Genomic DNA, 19,110 nt, shown 5'->3' on the forward strand with positions numbered 1-19,110 from the left:
CCGCCAGGGTCCTTCTGGAATGGAACCCTCTCACGTCACGGCCCGCCTTGTGCTTGCCACCCAGATTGTCCGAGGCGCCGCGCTCTCCCGGTCGACATCATTGAGGCACGTGCGATGATGGCGGGGAAATAGCGGTCATCGCGCTCCCATGCAGACTCCTAGGTATGGAAAATGCGCGACGTATGACGGTAATAGAGAGAACGTCAGTATCGCGAGAGGCGAAACATAATTTCGACTCCGAGACGCTGTCATAAAATTGCTGAAGCGATGGAACTCCGGTCCTTGAAAAACGTTAAGAGGGGTCGAGTTCCATCTGAAGACGAACAAAGTAGCTTTTGGAATGTCGGCGAAGGGGGCCAGGCGTTGGTTAAGCCTGGGACAGCGTAACGGGGGGCCTTATGTCACAAGTCGAAACCACCACTTTGCAGCTTGATCCCAGGCTGCTCCTCAAGACATTGCGCGCCTTGAGAAGAGGCGACTTTTCCGCCCGCCTGCCGTCGGACTTGACCGGCATCGACGGTGAGATCGCAGAGGCCTTCAACGACATTGCCGACCTGAACCAGGGTCTCGCGCAGGAACTGGAGCGCGTCGCCAAGGTCGTCGGCAAGGAGGGACGCATTGAGGAGCGCGGGCGCCTTGCGGGGGCGACCGGCTGCTGGAGCGAGTGCATCGATTCGGTGAACGCCATGATCGGCGACATCGTCCAGCCGACGATCGAGGTGGCGCGCGTGATCGGCGCGGTCGCAAAAGGCGACCTGAGCCAGACGATCGACCTGGCGACCGATGGGCGCCCCCTGCGCGGCGAATTCCTGCGCATCGGCAAAGTGGTCAACACCATGGTTGGCCAGCTCGGCAGCTTCGCTTCCGAAGTGACCCGCGTGGCGCGCGAGGTGGGCTCGGAAGGTAAGCTCGGCGGACAGGCGAAGGTCAAAGGCGTGGCCGGCACCTGGAAGGACCTGACCGAGAACGTGAACCTGATGGCGGCCAATCTGACCGGACAGGTGCGTAACATCGCCGAGGTCACGACGGCGGTGGCGAACGGCGATCTCTCGAAGAAGATTACCGTCGATGTGAAAGGCGAGATCCTCGAGTTGAAGGACACCATCAACACGATGGTGGACCAGCTCAATTCCTTTGCGTCCGAAGTGACGCGCGTTGCGAAGGAGGTCGGCACCGAAGGCAAGCTCGGCGGGCAGGCCCAGGTGCGCGGCGTCGCCGGCGTGTGGAAGGACCTCACCGACAACGTCAACATGATGGCGGCCAACCTCACTGGTCAGGTGCGAAACATCGCCGAGGTCACGACGGCCGTCGCCCGGGGCGACCTGTCGAAGAAGATCACCGTCGACGTGAAAGGCGAGATCCTCGCCCTCAAGTCGACCATCAACACCATGGTGGACCAGCTCAACTCCTTCGCCTCGGAAGTGACGCGCGTGGCGAAGGAGGTCGGCTCGGAAGGCAAGCTCGGCGGGCAGGCGCAGGTGGAGGGCGTCGGTGGCGTCTGGCGAGACCTCACCGAGAACGTGAACATGATGGGTTCGAACCTCACCGCGCAGGTTCGTAACATCGCCGAGGTGACCACGGCCGTGGCGAACGGCGACCTGTCTAAGAAGATCACCGTGGAGGTTCGTGGCGAGATCCTCGAGCTGAAGAACACCATCAACACGATGGTGGACCAGCTCAACTCCTTCGCGTCCGAAGTCACCCGCGTGGCGAAGGAAGTCGGGTCGGAAGGCAAGCTCGGCGGTCAGGCGCAGGTGCGGGGCGTGGCCGGAACCTGGAAGGACCTCACCGACAACGTAAACCTCATGGCGGCGAACCTGACGGGACAGGTGCGCAACATCGCGGAAGTCACGACCGCTGTCGCTAATGGCGACCTGTCGAAGAAGATCACCGTGGAGGTGCGCGGTGAGATCCTCGAGCTGAAATCGACCATCAACACCATGGTGGACCAGCTCAACTCCTTCGCTGGAGAAGTGACCCGCGTGGCCAAGGAGGTCGGCTCGGAAGGCAAGCTCGGTGGGCAGGCCCGCGTGGAAGGTGTGGCCGGCATCTGGAAGGACCTGACCGATAACGTCAACCTCATGGCGGCGAATCTGACGGGTCAGGTACGTAACATCGCGGAAGTGACGACGGCCGTCGCGAACGGCGATCTGTCCAAGAAAATCACCGTCGATGTGCGCGGTGAGATTTTGGAACTCAAGTCCACCATCAATACGATGGTCGACCAGCTCAATTCCTTCGCGGGCGAGGTGACCCGCGTGGCGCGTGAAGTGGGTACCGAGGGCAAGCTTGGCGGGCAGGCGCAGGTGCGCGGCGTTGCCGGCGTGTGGAAGGACCTGACCGACAACGTCAACATGATGGCGGCCAACCTCACAGGTCAGGTGCGAAATATCGCCGAGGTGACCACAGCCGTGGCGAACGGCGACCTGTCGAAGAAGATCACCGTCGCGGTCGAAGGCGAGATTCTGGAGCTGAAATCGACCATCAACACCATGGTCGATCAGCTCAACTCCTTCGCGGGCGAAGTGACGCGCGTGGCGCGCGAAGTGGGCACGGAAGGTAAGCTCGGCGGACAGGCCCAGGTTCGCGGCGTCGGCGGCGTCTGGAAGGACCTGACCGAGAACGTGAACATGATGGCGGCGAACCTGACGGGACAGGTGCGCAACATCGCCGAGGTGACCACGGCGGTCGCGAACGGCGATCTGTCCAAGAAAATCACCGTCGACGTGCGTGGTGAGATCCTCGAGCTGAAATCGACCATCAACACCATGGTCGATCAGCTGAACTCCTTCGCGTCCGAAGTCACCCGCGTGGCCCGCGAGGTGGGCATCGAAGGCAAGCTCGGTGGACAGGCGCAGGTGCGGGGCGTGGCCGGCACCTGGAAGGATCTCACCGACAACGTCAACATGATGGCCGACAACCTCACCGGTCAGGTGCGCGGCATCGCCAGCGTGGTGACGGCGGTCGCCGAGGGCGACCTCAAGCGCAAGCTCATCGTAGATGCGAAGGGCGAGATCGCGGCGCTTGCCGAGACCATCAACGAAATGATCGACACCCTTGCGACCTTCGCCGACCAGGTGACGAACGTCGCCCGCGAAGTGGGTGTGGAAGGCAAGCTGGGAGGGCAGGCGAGGGTGCCGGGAGCTGCCGGCCTGTGGCGCGATCTCACCGATAACGTGAACCAGCTCGCGGCCAACCTGACCACGCAGGTTCGCGCGATCGCGGACGTGGCCACCGCCGTGACCAAGGGCGATCTTACTCGGTCGATCTCGGTGGAAGCCTCGGGCGAGCTCGCCTCGCTCAAGGACAACGTGAACGAGATGATCCGCAATCTGCGCGACACGACGCTCAAGAACGCGGAGCAGGATTGGCTCAAGACCAACCTCGCCAAGTTCACCCGCATGCTGCAGGGCGAGCGCGATCTTACCACCGTGTCCAACATGATCCTGTCCGAGATTGCCCCGCTGGTGAACGCCCAGCAGGGCGTGTTCTACACGATGGGGAACGATGGCAGCGGGCCGATCCTCGACATGGTGGCGTCCTACGCCTTCACGGAGAGGAAGCATCTCAACAACCGCTTCCGCCTGCGCGAAGGCCTCGTCGGGCAGGTCGCCTACGAGAAGAAGCGGATCCTCCTCACCAATGTGCCGGGCGACTACATCACCATCAGCTCGGCTCTCGGCGAGGCGCCGCCGCTGAACATCATCGTGCTGCCTGTCCTGTTCGAGCAGGAGGTGAAGGCCGTGATCGAGCTTGCCTCCTTCAGCCGGTTTTCGGAGACGCATCAATCCTTCCTCGAGCAGCTCACAGAATCGATCGGCATCGTTCTGAACACCATTGCGGCGAACATGCGGACGGAAGGGCTGCTGAAGCAGTCCCAGCTTCTCACCTCCGAACTGCAGAGCCAGCAGGAAGAGCTGAGAAACACCAACGACCGGCTGGAGCAGCAGGCCGCCAGCCTGCGCCAGTCCGAGGAACTCCTGCGGCAGCAGCAGGAAGCGCTGCAGAAGACGAATGAAGAGCTCGAAGACAAGGCGCGCCTGCTCGAACTTCAGAAACGCGAGGTCGAGACGAAGAACCAGGAGGTCTCCGTCGCGAAGACCGCCCTCGAGGAGAAGGCCGAGCAGCTCTCGCTCACGTCGCGCTACAAGTCGCAGTTCCTGGCCAATATGAGCCACGAATTGAGAACGCCGCTGAACTCGCTTCTCATCCTCTCGAAGCTCCTGACCGAGAACTCGGACGGAAACCTGACCGACAAGCAGAGGGAATTCGCCAAGACCATCCACGCGGCGGGATCCGACCTGCTCTCGCTCATCAACGACATCCTGGACCTGTCGAAGATCGAGTCCGGTACCGTCAGCCTCGAAGTGTCGAGCGTCGCCTTCAAGGATCTCGTCGACAACATGGAACGGACCTTCCGTCAGGTGGCCGAGGAACGGAAGCTCGATTTCCACGTGGAGGTCGATCAGAAGCTGCCGTCGTCGATCAGGACGGATTCCAAGCGTCTGCAGCAGGTGCTGCGCAACCTCCTGTCGAACGCCTTCAAGTTCACGGAGCGCGGAGGCGTGACGCTGCAGATCGGCTCGGCCGAGGGAACGCCGCTGAGGGCCGGCAGCCAGTGGGTCGCCATATCGGTGACGGATACCGGCATCGGCATCCCGGAGGAGAAGCAGCGCATCATCTTCGAGGCCTTCCAGCAGGCGGACGGCACGACGAGCCGGAAATACGGTGGCACCGGGCTGGGCCTGTCGATCAGTCGCGAGATCGCCCGTCTGCTCGGCGGCGAGATCGTTGTGTCGAGCACCCCGGGAAGCGGCTCGACCTTCACGCTCTTCGTGCCCGTAGAGCCGCCGGCCAGCCATGGAACGGCCGGCGCGGCATCCTCCGTGCGGCTGAACGGCGATGGAGCCGCTCAATCGACCGCGACGACGGACGAGGCGGCGGGAACTCTGATCCGCCAGCCGTCGGCCGCCATGGCGCTCTCCGCCTCGCTCGACGACCGCCATGCGATCACGAGCGGGGACCGTGTCGTCCTCATCGTCGAGGACGACGCCATGTTCGCCTCGGTGCTGCTGGAGCTTGCCCGCGAGGAGGGCTTCAGGGGATTGATCGCCATGGACGGCGCCTCGGCGCTCGCGCTGGCGCATCGCTACAAGCCCCATGCGATCACACTCGACATCGGCTTGCCCGACATGGACGGCTGGGCGCTGCTCGATCTTCTCAAGCACGATCCGCGCACGCGGCACGTGCCGATCCATGTGATCTCCGTCGACGACCAGAAGAAGCGCGGCCTGAAGGCTGGTGCCTTCGGCTTCCTGGAGAAGCCCGTCGACCGGGATGCGCTCATGGGGGCGCTCAACCGCACGAAGGAGTTCATCGACCGTCCCGTGAAGAATCTGCTTCTCGTCGAAGATGACGACATTCAGCGCATGAGCCTGTCGGAGCTCATGAAGAGCGAGCAGGTCGACGTGACCGCCGTGGGAACGGCCGAGACGGCCCTGGAGGCGATCCAGGTGCGGCAGTTCGATTGCGCGGTCGTCGATCTGGGCTTGCCGGATCTCCCGGGAGCGGAACTCATCGAGCGCATCCGTAAGACGAAGGGCGGAGAGGACCTGCCGATCGTCATCTATACCGGCCAGGACCTAACCACGACCGAGGAGCGTCACCTGCAGGGCATGGCGGCCACGCTCATCGTGAAGGGCGAGGGCTCGTCCGAGCGCCTGCTCAACGACACGGCTCTCTTCCTGCACCGGGCGATCAGCGCGATCCCGGAAGAAAAGCACATCGTCGTCCAGCACCGAACCGACAATTCGCTCGATGGCCGGAAGGTGCTGATCATCGATGACGACATGCGCAACATCTTCTCGCTGACGAGCGCGCTCGAGCAGCACGGGATCTCGGTCGTCTTCGCCGAGAACGGCCTGGAAGGCATCGAGAAGCTCCAGGCCAACCCGGACGTGGACGTCGCCCTGGTCGACATCATGATGCCCGAGATGGACGGTTACGAGACCATGCGCGAGATCCGCAACATCCCGCGGTACCGCGACCTTCCGCTCGTGGCGGTGACGGCGAAGGCCATGAAGGGCGACCGGGAGAAGTGCCTCGAGGCCGGGGCGACGGATTACGTGTCGAAGCCGGTGGATGTGGATCAACTTCTCGCCGTCTTGCGCGTTCAACTCAGTCGGAGCACATATATCCCGGGCGGAACGATGGCTCCCAATGGTGCGGCAGAGACCGGGTTGAACTCATGACGGACGACGTACGGCGCGGGGAGCTGAGCCAGAGCCCGGATGAGTTACATCTGGTCTCGGTCCGCCCTCCGTCAGATCCGATTCCGGCCAAGATCCTGGTGGTCGACGACGACCCGCGGAACCTGATCGCCGTCGAGGAGGTGCTCCGGTCTCCCGGTGTGGAGATCGTCACCGCCGATTCCGGCGAGGGCGCGCTGCGCCATGTCCTGAAGGACGACTTCGCGGTTATCCTGCTCGACGTGCAGATGCCCCGGCTCGACGGCTACGAGGTTGCGAGCCTGATCAGGAACCGGCCGCGCTCCTCGCGCGTCCCGATCCTGTTCCTGACGGCCTTCAACAAGGACGACATGCATGTCTTCAAGGGATATTCGGCCGGGGCCGTCGACTATGTCTTCAAACCCATCGAGCCGCTGATCCTCCGCTCCAAGGTCGAGATCTTCGTCGACCTTTATCGCAAGACGGAAGAGATCCGCCGGCAGGCCGAGCAGGAGCGGCGCCTGCTGATGGACAACCTTCGTGTGCGCAGCGAGAAGCTGAAGGCGGAGCAGGCCCTGCGCCGCCGCGAGGAACATCAATCGATCGTCCTGCAATCTCTGCCCATCGCGCTCTATACGGCCTCGGTCGAGGAGGATCATCGGCGCCTTCATTTCACCAACGAGAGCATCGAGCGCATCACCGGATTCCGGCCGGAGGCTTTCCTCGAACGGCCGGATTTCTGGTCCTCCCGCATCAATCCGGAGGACCAGGAGCGTGTTCTGGCCCAGCTGAAGCGTCTGGGAGAGGAGGGTTCCGTCAATCTCGAATATCGCTGGCGCTGCGCCGATGACGTGGAACGGCACTTTCTCGACCAGACGGTCCTCATGCGCGACGAAGACGGCCAGCCGCGCGAATTCTTCGGCATGTGGTTCGACATCACGGAAAGCAAACAGATGGAGCAGAACCTGCTCCATGCCAGCAAGCTCGAGGCGGTCGGCCGCCTGACGGGTGGGATCGCACACGATTTCAACAATATGCTGAGCGTCGTGATCGGCAATCTCGATCTCCTGAAGAAATCCATTCAGGGTAACGAGAAGGCCGAGCGCCGGGTGCGCATGGCGTTGGAAAGCGCCCAGCATTGCGCCGATCTCACCTACAGGCTCCTGACCTTCTCGCGGCGTCAGGCTCTGCAGGTCTCGACCATCGACGTCGCGAGCCTGATGCCCAGCCTGTTGGAATTGATGCGCAGGACGTTGGGCGAGCACGTCAATGCGAGCCTGCATCTGGACGACGGGATCTGGCCGATCCAGGTCGATCGCGCCCAGTTCGAGGCGGCGCTCCTGAACCTCGCCGTCAACGCCCGCGATGCCATGCCCCATGGGGGCGATCTCACGATCTGCGTCAAGAACCAGATGGTGGAGGAGGGGAAGTCCGCTCCGGGTGGCGAGTTCGTCGTGATCTCCGTGAGCGATACAGGCATCGGAATGCCGCCCGAGGTCCTGGAAAAGGTGTTCGAGCCGTTCTTCACCACGAAGGAAAGCGGGAAGGGCACGGGCCTCGGCCTGAGCATGGTCTACGGCTTCGTTCAGCAATGCCACGGCCACGTGGAGGTCGAGAGCGAGCCGAATGTCGGCACGACGATCCGCATCTTCCTGCCCCGCTCGCACGATGCGGCGGAAAGGCACGAAGACAGCCAATCGGCCATGGCCCACCCTTTCGGGGATGGCCGCACGGTGCTCGTCGTGGAGGACAATCCCGCCGTGCGCCAGGTGGCGCTGTCCACCCTTCATTCGCTCGGTTTCAAGGTGATGGAGGCCGAGACCGGGGACGAAGCCGCTCGGCTCCTGCGATCGAAGAACGACATCAAGCTTGTTCTCTCCGACGTCAGGATGCCGGGGGCTCTCAGCGGCATAGACTTGGCCCGCCTGATTCAGAAGGAACAGCCGGACGTGCAGGTTCTCCTGACCACCGGCTATTTCGACGGTGAGGAAAAGCTCGAAGATCTCAATCTTCTCTACAAGCCCTACAGAGCGAGCGACCTGGCGGAGAAGCTGCAATCGCTGATGAATTCTCCGGAGAATGTCCCCTTGGAGAACACGGCCATGCGCCGGGCTGCGGCCGCCGTCGCCTAGAGCTTTGTACGGTGAAGTGGGGCCGGCTCACTCTCGAGCGATGCCACTCGGCAAGGGCTGGAGCTGATTCCACGCCGGTGGAGACAGCTCCAGCTTTGGCGCGATAACCGAGCCGGGATGGCGCATCCGTCTGGCAGGAATGTTCCTTCCCGGTTTGTCTTTGAGGCAGACTTTCAGAACTCGGCCGACAGACTGTCCCGGTCGCCGCGCCAGGCGGTGTAGAAATCGCCTGTCCGGTCGAGAACGAATACCGTCGGATTGTTCGACACGGCCGACCAGCAGGCGGCCTCGACGGCGAATTTCAGTGCTTTGGCGCGAAAATAAAACGAACCAAGATCCCGGCCGAATTGAGAAACCGTCCAACGATCGTGCTTGAATGCAACGCAATACGCTCCGTGGGGCATGAAGCACCTCCCAAGTCGCTCTTCCGGCGCATCGTGCGGCACTCTAGGGCCGCTCTGAGTGATGCGCTGTTTCAATCAAACAGCATCGGGTCGACCCCGAGAGTGGATCCACCTTCGGGTCCGATGCTTCGCAAAATACAGGTGCCGTTGCTAACCATCCTGAACGGATATGGCAACCGGGAATGACGGTTTACGATCCCAAACATTAAGGATGGGTTTCCCGGCGCGTCAGAGCGAGGCGGTCACGCCTCCGTCGACATAGATGATCTGGCCGTTGACGAAGTTGGACGCGTCGGATGCGAGGAAGACGGCGGCGCCGATCAGGTCCTCCAATTCGCCCCAGCGCCGGGAGGGTGTACGGCCGATGAGCCAGTCGGAGAAGGCCTTGTCGTCGACCAGGGCCTGGTTGAGTTCCGTCTTGAAATAGCCGGGCCCGATGCCGTTCACTTGCAGGCCATGCCTGCCCCAATCGATGGCCATGCCCTTCGTGAGCATCTTCACGGCTCCCTTGGTGGCCGTGTAGGGCGCGATCGAGGGGCGACCGAGCTCGCTCTGGACCGAGCAGATATTGATGATCTTCCCCCGGCCGCGCGGGATCATTTTCCTGGCGACCGCCTGGCTCACATAGAAGACGCTGTCCACATTCGTGGTCATCAGCGCGTGCCATGTCTCCTCCGGATAATCCTCCAGAGGGCCGCGCCGCTGCATGCCCGCATTGTTGATCAGGATGCCGATGGGCCCGATCTCGGCTTCGGTCCGGTCGATGGCCGTCCGGACGGCGCCGCTGTCCGTTACGTCGAAGGGCATTTCGAACACGGACGAGCCTTCGTCGCGTAGCAGTCGGGCCGCTTCCGCAACCTTGTCCGGATGGCGTCCGTTGAGGATGACGCGCGCGCCGGCGCCTCCGAGGCCCCGGGCGAGCGCAAGGCCGATGCCCGCGCTCGATCCCGTCACGAGCGCGACGCGGCCCGACAGGTCGAACAGGTTCGCAATGTTCATGTTCATTCCAGGTCTCGCGTGAGCCCGACCGCTCTCAGAGAATGCGGCCGGGATTGAGGATGCCGGCCGGATCGAGCGTCTGCTTCATCTGCCTCATCAGGGCGAGTTCGGGCTCCGTGCGGCTCAGGGGAAGATAGGGGCGCTTGATGCGCCCGATGCCGTGCTCCGCCGAGATCGAGCCGCCGAGGCGGGAAACGAGCTCGTAGACGAGACCCTGTACGCCCTTCTTGATTGCATCGTCCATGTCGCGATGGGCGACATTGATATGGATGTTGCTGTCGGCCACATGACCGAACACGACATAGACGGCATCCGGCCACTGCCTTGGCATTTCCTGGCGCAGATGCGCGACCGCCTCCGTCATGCGGTTGAGCGGCACGCTGACGTCGAAGCGGATTTCCTCCGGCAGGAAGCGGCCGTATTCGTAGGGTGTTTCTCGGTATGCCCAGAAGCGGTTCCGGTCGGCGCGGGACTGCGCCACCACGGCGTCTTGTATCAGCCCCTGCTCGTAGAACTCGCCGAGGAGCATGGAAAAGGCTTCCGTTCCCGCCGGATCGACTCCCATATCGGCCTCGATCAGGAGCGTCACGTCGTGTTCCGCCTCGAAGGCCGGCGCAAGGCCGCAGATCTCGGTAGCGACGGTCATGAATTCCCGCCACATTGCCTCGAAGACCAGCAGGCGTCCCGGATGAGCCTGCTGGAACCGGCGCAGGACCACGAGGGCATCCTCGAAGCTGCCGACCGCGCAGAGGGCCGTCTGCAACCCTTGAGGCTTGGGATGCAGGCCGATCACCGCCCGCGTCACGACGCCGAGCGTTCCCTCGCTGCCGATGAAGAGCTGCGTCCAATCGTATCCGGCATTGTTCTTCAACATCTTATTGAGAGATCGGACCACAGTGCCATCCGCCAGAACGATTTCGAGACCGAGAACGTTGCGCCGGGTCATGCCGTAACGCAGCACTTGGTTGCCGCCGGCATTGGTCGCGATGTTGCCGCCGATCGTGCAAGTTCCACGCGCGCCGAGATCGATCCCGCACAGGAAGCCGGCCTCGTCCGCCGCCTGCTGTATGACCGCGAGCGGCGTGCCGGCCAGAGCGGTCAGCGTGGCGCTCGCCGCGTCGATCTCTTCAATGGCGTTCATGCGCTCCAGCGACAGGGCGATCTCTCCCGCCTGCGGGTGCGCGCCGCCCGCAAGGCCGGTCAGCCCGCCCTGCGTGACGACAGGCTGGCGGTGCTCGCGGCAGATCCTCAGGGCCGTCGAAACATCCTCCGTGGTCTGCGGCAGGATCAAGGCCTGCGGCGCGACGGGTGGCAGGCCGCCGGCATCGGCGTGATTGCGGGAGGGAATGTCGGTCCCGACCCGGATCCGCGATCCCAAGGCCGCAACGAGGGCATCGATTACTTGGCTCATCGTGGTCTCACTCGAAATCAGAAGCGCTCCTGGCGCGAACGGACAATTCGCACCTGGCCATCGGGCACTAGAGTTTATCCGTCAGCCGCACGATGGCATCCGGTCGCTGCCAGAGTTCCGGCAGCAATTCGAGGCCGAGTCCCGGCTGCATGTTCACCGTGACTTCGCCTTTGGTGACGATCGGCAGTTCCGTTACGAGCTCCGTGTACCAGCCCGTATAAAAGGCGCGAACGCTTTCCTGGATCAGAGCGTTGCGCGCATGAAGCGAAAAGTGGCAGGACGCGGCGTACACCACCGGGCCCGTGCAGTCGTGCGGCGCGACCGGCACGTGCCAGGCTTCCGCGAGCGCGGCGATCTTGCGCGCCTCCGTCAAACCGCCGCACCAGGACAGGTCGAGCATGGCGACGCCCGCGACGCCGGTTTCCAGATATTCCCGGAACGCGTGCGTGTAGGACAGGGTCTCCGACGCGCAGACCCAGGCCTTCGAATGCTGCGCATATTCCTTGAGGTCGCCGATATTGTCGAGACGGAACGGGTCCTCGTGCCAGTAAGTGTCGAATTCGGCTAGCGCTGAAGCGAGCTTCTTGGCCATCGGAAGGCTCCACAGGGAGTGGAACTCGACCATGATGTCCATCTTGTCGCCCACGGCCTTGCGGATCTTGGCGAAGGGTTCGAGCGCCGTCCGCAATTCCTCCGGCGAGATGTCGTAGCCGTGGCTGCGTTCGGCCGCCATATCGAAGGGCCAGATTTTCATGCCCGTAATGCCCTGTTCGAGCAGCGAATGGGCGAGATCATCCGCGCGGTGCAGGAATGCGTCCAGATCCTCGTAGGCGCCTTCCACCCCGCCGACGCCCCAATTGGCGACCTTCTGCGCACGGCTGTCGCGAATGTAACGGTAGCCCGCACAGGTGTTGTAGACCCGGATTCTGTCGCGGGAGCGGCCTCCCAGCATATCGCAGACGGGTTTGCCGTGCGCCTTGCCGAAGAGATCCCACAGGGCGATGTCGACTGCGGAGTTGCCACGCGTTTCCACGCCGGCCGAGCGCCATCCAAGGTAGTTCTGAAGGTCGCGGTTGATCCCTTCGATCTGCAGGGGATCGCGCCCGATCAGCTTGGCCGCGACCGTCTCGTGAATATATGCCTCGACCGCTGCAGCCCCCATGAAGGTTTCACCGAGGCCGATCAGCCCCTCGTCCGTGTGCAGGCGAATCCAGACGATGTTTGCGAATTCCTGGAGACGGATTGTTTCGACGCCTGTGATCTTCATGGGATCCTCGTGGGGCTGCGCTTGCGCGGCGATCGGAAGAGGCGAAAGGTTTGATGCCGCCTGCGGATGGGATGGAAGCCGCCGCTCCCATGATATCCACCGAAATGCTCCGCGCGAGCAGGTATTCATAAGTCTAATCTGCAACAAAGATGCAATTTGCAAACTTTCTCGCTTGTCTCTGAGAATCGGGCGGCTGATTTCTCCAATACAGGCTTGGATGCTGCCGCAGGTGAAAAAGCGTGAGAATGAGACGTGACGGGGAAAAGCCCGTTGTCCTGCATCGCCATTTACTCGCGAAACCGCTCCATCGGCTGAATTGACACTCCCTGCCACTGCGCCTTAGATCGACTGACATGTTTGTCGCTCCCGAGGCTTGAAGCATGCTCGGGGCGGAACAGAATCATGAGCGCTGAAGCGGGTTCCAGAGGCAGGGAGAACGTGTGAGCAGGGTAATCGCCATCTTTTTCAAAGGCTTGGAAGGACTGCTGGTTCTTCTGCTGGCCGCCATGGTCGTCATGGTCTTCGGCAATGTCGTGCTGCGCTATCTCTTCGATACGGGCATCGACGTCTCGGAAGAACTGTCCCGCTTCTTCTTCGTCTGGCTGACTTTCATCGGCGCCGTCGTCGTCGGGCGTGAGAATGCGCATCTGGGTGTCGAGACCCTGGTGGCACGCCTCGGCGATAACGGCCGTAAGGTCTGCATGGTCCTGTCCGACCTCTTCATCATCGGTTGCTGCGCGGTCTTCTTCTGGGGAACATGGCAGCAGGCCGAGATCAATGCCACGAACTACGCACCCATCACCGAGATCTCGATGCTATGGGTCTACGGGATCGGATATTTCACGAGCATCGGCCTGGGATTGATGGCGCTGCTCCGGATCGTGCGTGTCGCGACCGGACGGATCAGCGAGCATGAACTCAAGATATTCGCCGGCGACTACAGCGGCGACGAAGCCCATGCCCTGAGGGAGCGCCTCGAGTGACCATTCTCGTCTTTCTCGTCTCGCTTCTCGGATCCATGGCACTCGGAATGCCGATTGCCTTCTCGCTGATCGTCTGCGCCCTCGCGCTCATGCTCTGGCTCGGCAATTTCGACAGCCAGATCGTGGCCCAGAACATGATCATCGGGGCCGACAACTTTCAGCTCCTGGCAGTCCCATTCTTCCTGCTGGCCGGAGAGCTGATGAATGTCGGCGGCCTGTCGAAGCGCATCGTCAATTTCGCCCTGGCCTGCCTGGGGCACATCCATGGCGGCCTCGGTTACGTGGCCATCGTGGCGGCGCTCATCCTCGCGGCGCTGTCGGGATCTGCGGCGGCCGACACGGCGGCGCTGGCGGCCATCCTGATCCCGATGATGCGCAATGCCGGATACGACATTCCGCGTGCGGCCGGGCTCATCGCAGCCGGCGGCATCATCGCGCCGGTGATCCCGCCGTCCATCGGCTTCATCGTCTTCGGCGTCGCGGCCAATGTGTCGATCTCACAGCTCTTTCTCGCCGGCGTCGTGCCTGGTGTGATGATGGGCGTGGCGCTTGTCGTCGCTTGGGCCATCGTCAGCCGGAAGGACAAGATGAAGACGGCGCCTCGTGCTTCCATGCGCGAGAGGGGCAAGGCCTTCGTCGACGGCTTCTATGCCCTTCTCATGCCCGTGATGATCCTGGGCGGCATCAAATGGGGCATCGTCACGCCGACGGAGGCCGCAGTTCTCGCCGCCGTCTATGCGCTCATCATCGGCATGTTCGTCTATCGCGAGCTGAAGCCATCGATGCTCTATGGCGTCTTCCTCACGGCCGCGAAGACGACCGCCGTGGTGATGTTCCTGGTCGCGGCGGCGCTCGTCTCCGCATGGCTCATCACCCAGGCGAACATTCCGGGGGAGATCAGCGGGCTCATCCAGCCTCTCATGGGCAACAAGACCCTGCTCATGTTCGCCCTCATGTTCCTCGTCGTCATCGTCGGAACCGCGCTGGATTTCTCGCCGACGGTTCTGATCTTGACGCCGGTGCTCATGCCGATCGTGAAACAGGCCGGCATCGATCCGGTCTATTTCGGCGTGCTGTTCATCATCAATAACGCCATCGGGTTGATCACGCCCCCGGTCGGCATCGTGCTGAACGTGGTGAGCGGCGTCGCCCGCGTACCCATGGGCGCGGTCATCCGCGGGGTCAACCCGTTCCTGATGGCCCAGCTCGTCGTGCTTGTCCTGCTCATCGTCTTCCCCGACCTGGTCATGGTACCCCTGGCCTGGCTCAGGGGACGCTGAGACGGCAGATCCGTTGAAAACCAAAAGAGAGAGGAAACGACCATGAAAGCACTCAAATACGCACTCGCCGCCGGCGTGGCCGCGACTATCCTGGCGGCCGTTCCGGCCAATGCGCAGTTCACGGAGCGCAACATCCGCCTGTCCAACGGCGTGAACGAGGATCACCCGAACGGCAAGGGCGTCGAGAAGTTCCAGGCCTGCCTGACCGACAAGTCGGGCGGCAAGATCAAGGTGCAGGGCTTCTGGGGCAACGCCCTCGGTGGCGATCTCCAGGCCACGCAGGCGCTGCGCTCCGGCACACAGGAGATGGTCGTCACGTCGAGCTCGCCGCTCATCGGCATCCTGCCGGATCTCGGCGTGTTCGATCTGCCGTTCCTGTTCGCCAGCAACAAGGAGGCCGATTCCGTCCTCGACGGCGAGTTCGGCAAATACATCGACGGCAAGCTCGAAACGGTCGGCCTCGTCAATCTGGCCTATTGGGAGAACGGCTTCCGTAACCTCACCAACTCGCGCCGTCCGGTCGAGAAGTGGGAGGACTTCAAGGGCCTGAAAGTCCGTGTCATGCAGAACAACGTGTTCCTCGACACGTTCAAGAACATGGGTGCCAACGCGGTGCCGATGGCGTTCGGCGAAGTCTTCACGGCTCTGGAGACGAAGGCCATCGACGGCCAGGAAAATCCATTCGTGACCATCGACACGTCGAAGTTCTACGAGGTGCAGAAGTACCTGTCCGTGACGCGTCACGCCTACACGCCGTTCCTCGTGCTCTATTCCAAGAAGCTGTGGGACGGTCTGTCGAAGGATGAACAGGCCGCTCTGCGCGAATGCGCCGCCGTCTCGCGCGACGAGCAGCGCAAGGTGTCCCGCGAGCTGTCGGAAGCCTCGTTGAACAAGATCAAGGGCGCGGGCATCATCGTCAACGAGCTGAACGAGCAGGAAGCCAACCGCATGCGCGAGCAGGCGAAGTCGGTCTGGGAGAAGCACGCCGCGACCATCGGGCCTGAGACGGTGAAGATGATGCAGGCGGAGCTGGACAAGGTCCGCAAGAAGTAAGCTTGTCATAGAAATCCGATCGCCGCCGTCCGGAGCCTTCGCGCACCGAACGGCGGCGCCCATACATTTCCCACAAGCCTGAACCGCCGTTGCGGTCGTCGGGCCGATTTGAAAAGACCCCGATCGATGCAGATCCTCATTCTCGGGGCGGCCGGAATGGTCGGCCGCAAGCTCACGGAACGCCTGGTCAAGGAAGGCCGACTGGGAGGAGAGGCGATCACGCGTCTCGTACTGCACGATGTCGTCGAGCCTCCGCGGCCACAGGCGTCCTTTGCCGTCGACACGCTGACGTCCGATTTCTCGCTGCCCGGAGAGGCGGAAAAGCTCGTGGCGAGCCGTCCCGACGTGATCTTCCACCTCGCCGCCATCGTGTCGGGCGAGGCGGAGGCGGATTTCGACAAGGGCTATCGAATCAATCTCGACGGGACACGCTTCCTGTTCGATGCGGTTCGCACCATCGGGGACGGCTACAAGCCACGCCTCGTCTTCACGTCGTCCATCGCGGTGTTCGGGGCACCTTTCCCGGATGCGATCGGGGACGAGTTCTTCCTCACGCCGCTCACGAGCTACGGAGCCCAGAAGGCGATGGGCGAGCTGCTGCTCGCCGATTACACCCGGCGTGGGTTCTTCGACGGCGTCGGGATCCGGCTTCCCACGATCTGCGTCCGTCCGGGCAAGCCCAACAAGGCGGCGTCGGGCTTCTTCTCGAGCATCATCCGCGAGCCGCTCAACGGTCACGAAACCGTCCTGCCGGTTTCGCTGGATGTCCGCCACGCCCATGCCTCGCCACGATCCGCCGTCGGCTTCCTCATCCATGCGGCGAGCATGGACACGTCGAAGATCGGTCCGCGGCGCAACCTGACGATGCCGAGCGTGTCGGTGACCGTCGGCGAGCAGATCGAAGCGCTTCGGCGTGTTGCCGGCGAGCAGGCCGTCGCCCGCATCCGCCACGAACTCGATCCGACCATCATCCGTTTCGTAGAAGGATGGCCCCGCCGTTTCGATGCAAGCCGCGCCGAAAGCCTGGGCTTCCACGCGGAGTCCAGCTTCGACGAGATCATCTCCATCTATGTCGAGGACGAACTCGGCGGCGTCGTTCCGACCTGACCGGGATCCGGATAGGAACTTAGCTTCGGGGGCGCTCCGGGAAGAACCGTTGCCTGAGCGACGCCCATTTCTGGATCGCCCAGAGGGTGAACCGGCCTATGGGTCTCTGCAGGATGGGGACGTCCCGGGCGATCAGCAGAAGACCCAAAGGCAACATCCAGATCCCAAGGAAGGGCAGGATCGAGAAGATTCCCCCCAGGATGAGAAGCAGGCCTGCGGGGATCCTGATCCACCGCGAGTTCGGGTGGCGAAGGCTGCGAAGCACGCGGGCAACCTTGCCCGGCACCTCATGCTCCAGGCGCTTGAACGCCTGCCTCAAGACGGCTCGTCCGCTTTGGTGTCCCATAACCTTCGAAGTATCCGCCACCGAGAGGGGTTCCCTCATGATGTGCCGTTGCGTACGCGGGACCGTGAACACGGGCTGAAGGCCGCCCTTTCCGCCGGATCTAGCAGGTAAAGCCCGCGAGGGCTTCGGCCACCGCCTGTGTGCCCTTTTCCCGGACCCGCATGATCCGAAGGGTCCGTTCTTTCTGCTCGAGGCGGTAGAGATAGGGGTCGAATTCCAGCGGGAGCGCGGGATCGCCCAGATAGCGCGGCTTGTCGGCCAACTCGTAATAATCAGCCCTCAGCAGCCGTCCGAGATGCTCCTGGACCGAGTGGGGGAGAGGCGGCACGTTATGGCGGACGGGCAGCGCCATGGAAGACGATTGGGCGAAATTGGGATCATTTACAATGTTATCAAGCATCGTTGAGCCCCGTGAAACTGCGTAGGTTAACGCGTGGGTTACCATCGGGTTTCACGGGCAGGTGGTGCAAACTGCCGCAGGCTTGGCCGAGCGGAGCAAGCTTCGGCCAAGCCTGCAGCATTAGATCTGCCCGAAAGACGTGGCTTGAGGAAAAATTTTGCAAAACGACCTTTTTCTTGCCGAGCGGCTGGCATTCCTGGGCATCGATGACGACGTCTGCCGGGAGCTTCGCGGGGTCTGGCAGGACATCTCCCCCGAATTGCCGAAGATCCTCGAACGCTTCTACGCCCACATGCATCGGCAGCCGCAGCTGTCCCGGCTGATCGGCACGCAGCAATCCCGGCTCGTCTCCGCCCAGATGCAACATTGGGGCAGGCTCTTCAGCGGCGCTTTCGACGATGCCTATGTGGAGGGGATCCGCCGCATCGGTCTCATCCATAACAAGATCGGCCTCGAGCCGCGCTGGTACATCGGAGGCTATGCCTTCATCCTCAACGAGCTGATCCGTGTCCTGTCCAGGAAGCATCGTTTCAGCGCAGGGGCGCTGGCCCGCAAGCTGGCGGCGGTGAACCAGGCGGTCATGCTCGACATGGACTTCGCCATCTCCGTGTACCAGGACGCCTTCGTTCAGGATCGTCAGAGGAAAGGGGAGGACTTGTCGCTGGCCGTCGCATCCTTCTCCGATGCCGTCCAGGAGAGTCTGGAGATCTCCGGGCAGGCGAGCAGCGCTCTCTCCGAAAGCGCTACGGTTCTCGACGAGGCGACCGGAAGCGCCCGGAGCCTGGCCGTTCAGGTCACGACGGCGGCCGAGCAGACCGCATCCAACATGCAATCGGGGGCGGCGGCCACGGAGCAGCTCGCATCCTCCGTCCGCGAGATCGGTCAGCAGGCCAGCCGCTCGGCCGATGTGGCGCGCCATGCCCTGGAGAGCTCCCAGCGGACGAAGGAAACCGTCAATGGCCTGGCCGAGCAGGCGAAGGAAATCGGCGACGTCGTCGACCTGATCGAGCGGATTGCGGCGCAAACCAACCTGCTCGCCCTGAACGCCACCATCGAGGCGGCCCGCGCGGGGGAGATGGGGAAGGGCTTCGCCGTCGTGGCCCAGGAGGTCAAGACCCTCGCCAACCAGACCGCCCGGGCGACGACGGAGATCGGCTCGCGCATCGGTGCGATTCAGGAGGCGACGCAGCGCAGCGTGTCCGACATCGACAATATCGGCCGCATCATGGAAGAGCTGAGCGGCATAGCCACGGCCATTGCGGCCGCCGTCGAGGAGCAGGCAGCAGTCACGTCGGAAATTTCCGTCAACGTCAACCAGACGACAGACCATACGCATGCGGTCGTGAGGAGCATCGAGGCGCTGACCGGGTCGACGGCCTCAGCGGCCGCTGCCGCGCAGGACGTGTCCAGCGCCAAGCACACCTTGGACCAGCAGCTTCAACGCCTGAGACAGGACATCGACCGGTTTCTCGCAACCGCCAGGGCCGCCTGACACCTGCGC

Annotated in this window: 13 protein-coding genes; 7 read left to right on the forward strand and 6 right to left on the reverse strand. The window is 62.9% G+C overall.

Annotated elements, in window-relative coordinates; genetic code table 11:
• Positions 1–398: 398 nt before the first annotated feature.
• Entirely contained in the window at positions 399–6,251 is a 5,853-nt protein-coding gene (locus OC446_RS04040; RefSeq protein WP_262027758.1) for a HAMP domain-containing protein, read from the forward strand.
• Positions 6,248–8,359, forward strand: coding sequence for a response regulator (locus OC446_RS04045; protein ID WP_262027759.1), 2,112 nt, complete (start codon positions 6,248–6,250; stop codon positions 8,357–8,359). The genes OC446_RS04040 and OC446_RS04045 overlap by 4 nt, the downstream gene beginning before the upstream one ends.
• A 173-nt stretch (positions 8,360–8,532) precedes the next feature.
• Here OC446_RS04045 and OC446_RS04050 read toward each other — a convergent pair whose 3' ends face one another.
• The 4 genes from OC446_RS04050 to OC446_RS04065 form a co-directional block, all read right to left on the reverse strand.
• Complete coding sequence (locus OC446_RS04050) at positions 8,533–8,763, reverse strand: hypothetical protein (RefSeq protein WP_262027760.1); 231 nt, start codon at positions 8,761–8,763, stop codon at positions 8,533–8,535.
• A 228-nt stretch (positions 8,764–8,991) separates the two neighbouring features.
• Positions 8,992–9,762 (reverse strand): SDR family oxidoreductase, encoded by a 771-nt coding sequence (locus tag OC446_RS04055; protein ID WP_262027821.1) that lies wholly within the window; start codon positions 9,760–9,762, stop codon positions 8,992–8,994.
• Between the two features lie 34 nt (positions 9,763–9,796).
• Positions 9,797–11,173 carry an FAD-binding oxidoreductase gene (locus tag OC446_RS04060; RefSeq protein WP_262027761.1) on the reverse strand — a complete coding sequence of 459 codons (1,377 nt, stop codon included), beginning with the start codon at positions 11,171–11,173 and terminating at the stop codon, positions 9,797–9,799.
• Positions 11,174–11,240: 67 nt separating this feature from the next.
• Positions 11,241–12,440, reverse strand: coding sequence for a mandelate racemase/muconate lactonizing enzyme family protein (locus OC446_RS04065; protein WP_262027762.1), 1,200 nt, complete (start codon positions 12,438–12,440; stop codon positions 11,241–11,243).
• Positions 12,441–12,880: 440 nt separating this feature from the next.
• Between OC446_RS04065 and OC446_RS04070 the strand changes: the two genes are divergently transcribed.
• The 4 genes from OC446_RS04070 (at position 12,881) to denD (ending at position 16,863) form a co-directional block, all read left to right on the forward strand.
• Entirely contained in the window at positions 12,881–13,423 is a 543-nt protein-coding gene (locus OC446_RS04070; RefSeq protein ID WP_262027763.1) for a TRAP transporter small permease, read from the forward strand.
• Positions 13,420–14,703: a TRAP transporter large permease subunit gene (locus tag OC446_RS04075; protein ID WP_262027764.1), complete on the forward strand. Its 1,284-nt coding sequence runs from the start codon at positions 13,420–13,422 to the stop codon at positions 14,701–14,703. The genes OC446_RS04070 and OC446_RS04075 overlap by 4 nt, the downstream gene beginning before the upstream one ends.
• A 42-nt stretch (positions 14,704–14,745) precedes the next feature.
• The gene (locus tag OC446_RS04080; RefSeq protein ID WP_262027765.1) at positions 14,746–15,756 is read left to right on the forward strand and encodes a TRAP transporter substrate-binding protein; all 1,011 of its coding nucleotides are present in this window, start codon (positions 14,746–14,748) and stop codon (positions 15,754–15,756) included.
• A gap of 126 nt (positions 15,757–15,882) precedes the next feature.
• Positions 15,883–16,863, forward strand: a complete 981-nt coding sequence (gene denD, locus OC446_RS04085) for a D-erythronate dehydrogenase (RefSeq protein WP_262027766.1) — start codon at positions 15,883–15,885, stop codon at positions 16,861–16,863.
• 19 nt (positions 16,864–16,882) lie between these two features.
• Here the strand turns inward: denD and OC446_RS04090 are convergent, their stop codons facing one another.
• Together OC446_RS04090 and OC446_RS04095 are read right to left on the reverse strand one after the other, a co-directional pair.
• Positions 16,883–17,182 (reverse strand): hypothetical protein, encoded by a 300-nt coding sequence (locus OC446_RS04090; RefSeq protein WP_315986478.1) that lies wholly within the window; start codon positions 17,180–17,182, stop codon positions 16,883–16,885.
• Positions 17,183–17,309: 127 nt separating this feature from the next.
• Positions 17,310–17,609, reverse strand: a complete 300-nt coding sequence (locus tag OC446_RS04095) for a hypothetical protein (RefSeq protein ID WP_262027768.1) — start codon at positions 17,607–17,609, stop codon at positions 17,310–17,312.
• Between the two features lie 157 nt (positions 17,610–17,766).
• On the opposite strand from OC446_RS04095, the gene OC446_RS04100 reads away from it, so the two are divergent.
• Positions 17,767–19,101, forward strand: a complete 1,335-nt coding sequence (locus tag OC446_RS04100) for a globin-coupled sensor protein (RefSeq protein WP_262027769.1) — start codon at positions 17,767–17,769, stop codon at positions 19,099–19,101.
• Positions 19,102–19,110: the final 9 nt, after the last annotated feature.

This window comes from Microvirga sp. Mcv34 (assembly GCF_024519725.1).
Taxonomy (GTDB): Bacteria; Pseudomonadota; Alphaproteobacteria; order Rhizobiales; family Beijerinckiaceae; genus Microvirga.

Excerpts from the sequence above, each read along its gene's own strand:
- OC446_RS04095 (WP_262027768.1), bottom strand. The coding sequence starts at position 17,609 with ATGCTTGATAACATTGTAAATGATCCCAATTTCGCCCAATCGTCTTCC.
- denD (WP_262027766.1), top strand. The coding sequence starts at position 15,883 with ATGCAGATCCTCATTCTCGGGGCGGCCGGAATGGTCGGCCGCAAGCTC.
- OC446_RS04050 (WP_262027760.1), bottom strand. The coding sequence starts at position 8,763 with ATGCCCCACGGAGCGTATTGCGTTGCATTCAAGCACGATCGTTGGACG.
- OC446_RS04045 (WP_262027759.1), top strand. The coding sequence starts at position 6,248 with ATGACGGACGACGTACGGCGCGGGGAGCTGAGCCAGAGCCCGGATGAG.
- OC446_RS04065 (WP_262027762.1), bottom strand. The coding sequence starts at position 12,440 with ATGAAGATCACAGGCGTCGAAACAATCCGTCTCCAGGAATTCGCAAAC.
- OC446_RS04055 (WP_262027821.1), bottom strand. The coding sequence starts at position 9,762 with ATGAACATTGCGAACCTGTTCGACCTGTCGGGCCGCGTCGCGCTCGTG.
- OC446_RS04040 (WP_262027758.1), top strand. The coding sequence starts at position 399 with ATGTCACAAGTCGAAACCACCACTTTGCAGCTTGATCCCAGGCTGCTC.
- OC446_RS04060 (WP_262027761.1), bottom strand. The coding sequence starts at position 11,173 with ATGAGCCAAGTAATCGATGCCCTCGTTGCGGCCTTGGGATCGCGGATC.
- OC446_RS04080 (WP_262027765.1), top strand. The coding sequence starts at position 14,746 with ATGAAAGCACTCAAATACGCACTCGCCGCCGGCGTGGCCGCGACTATC.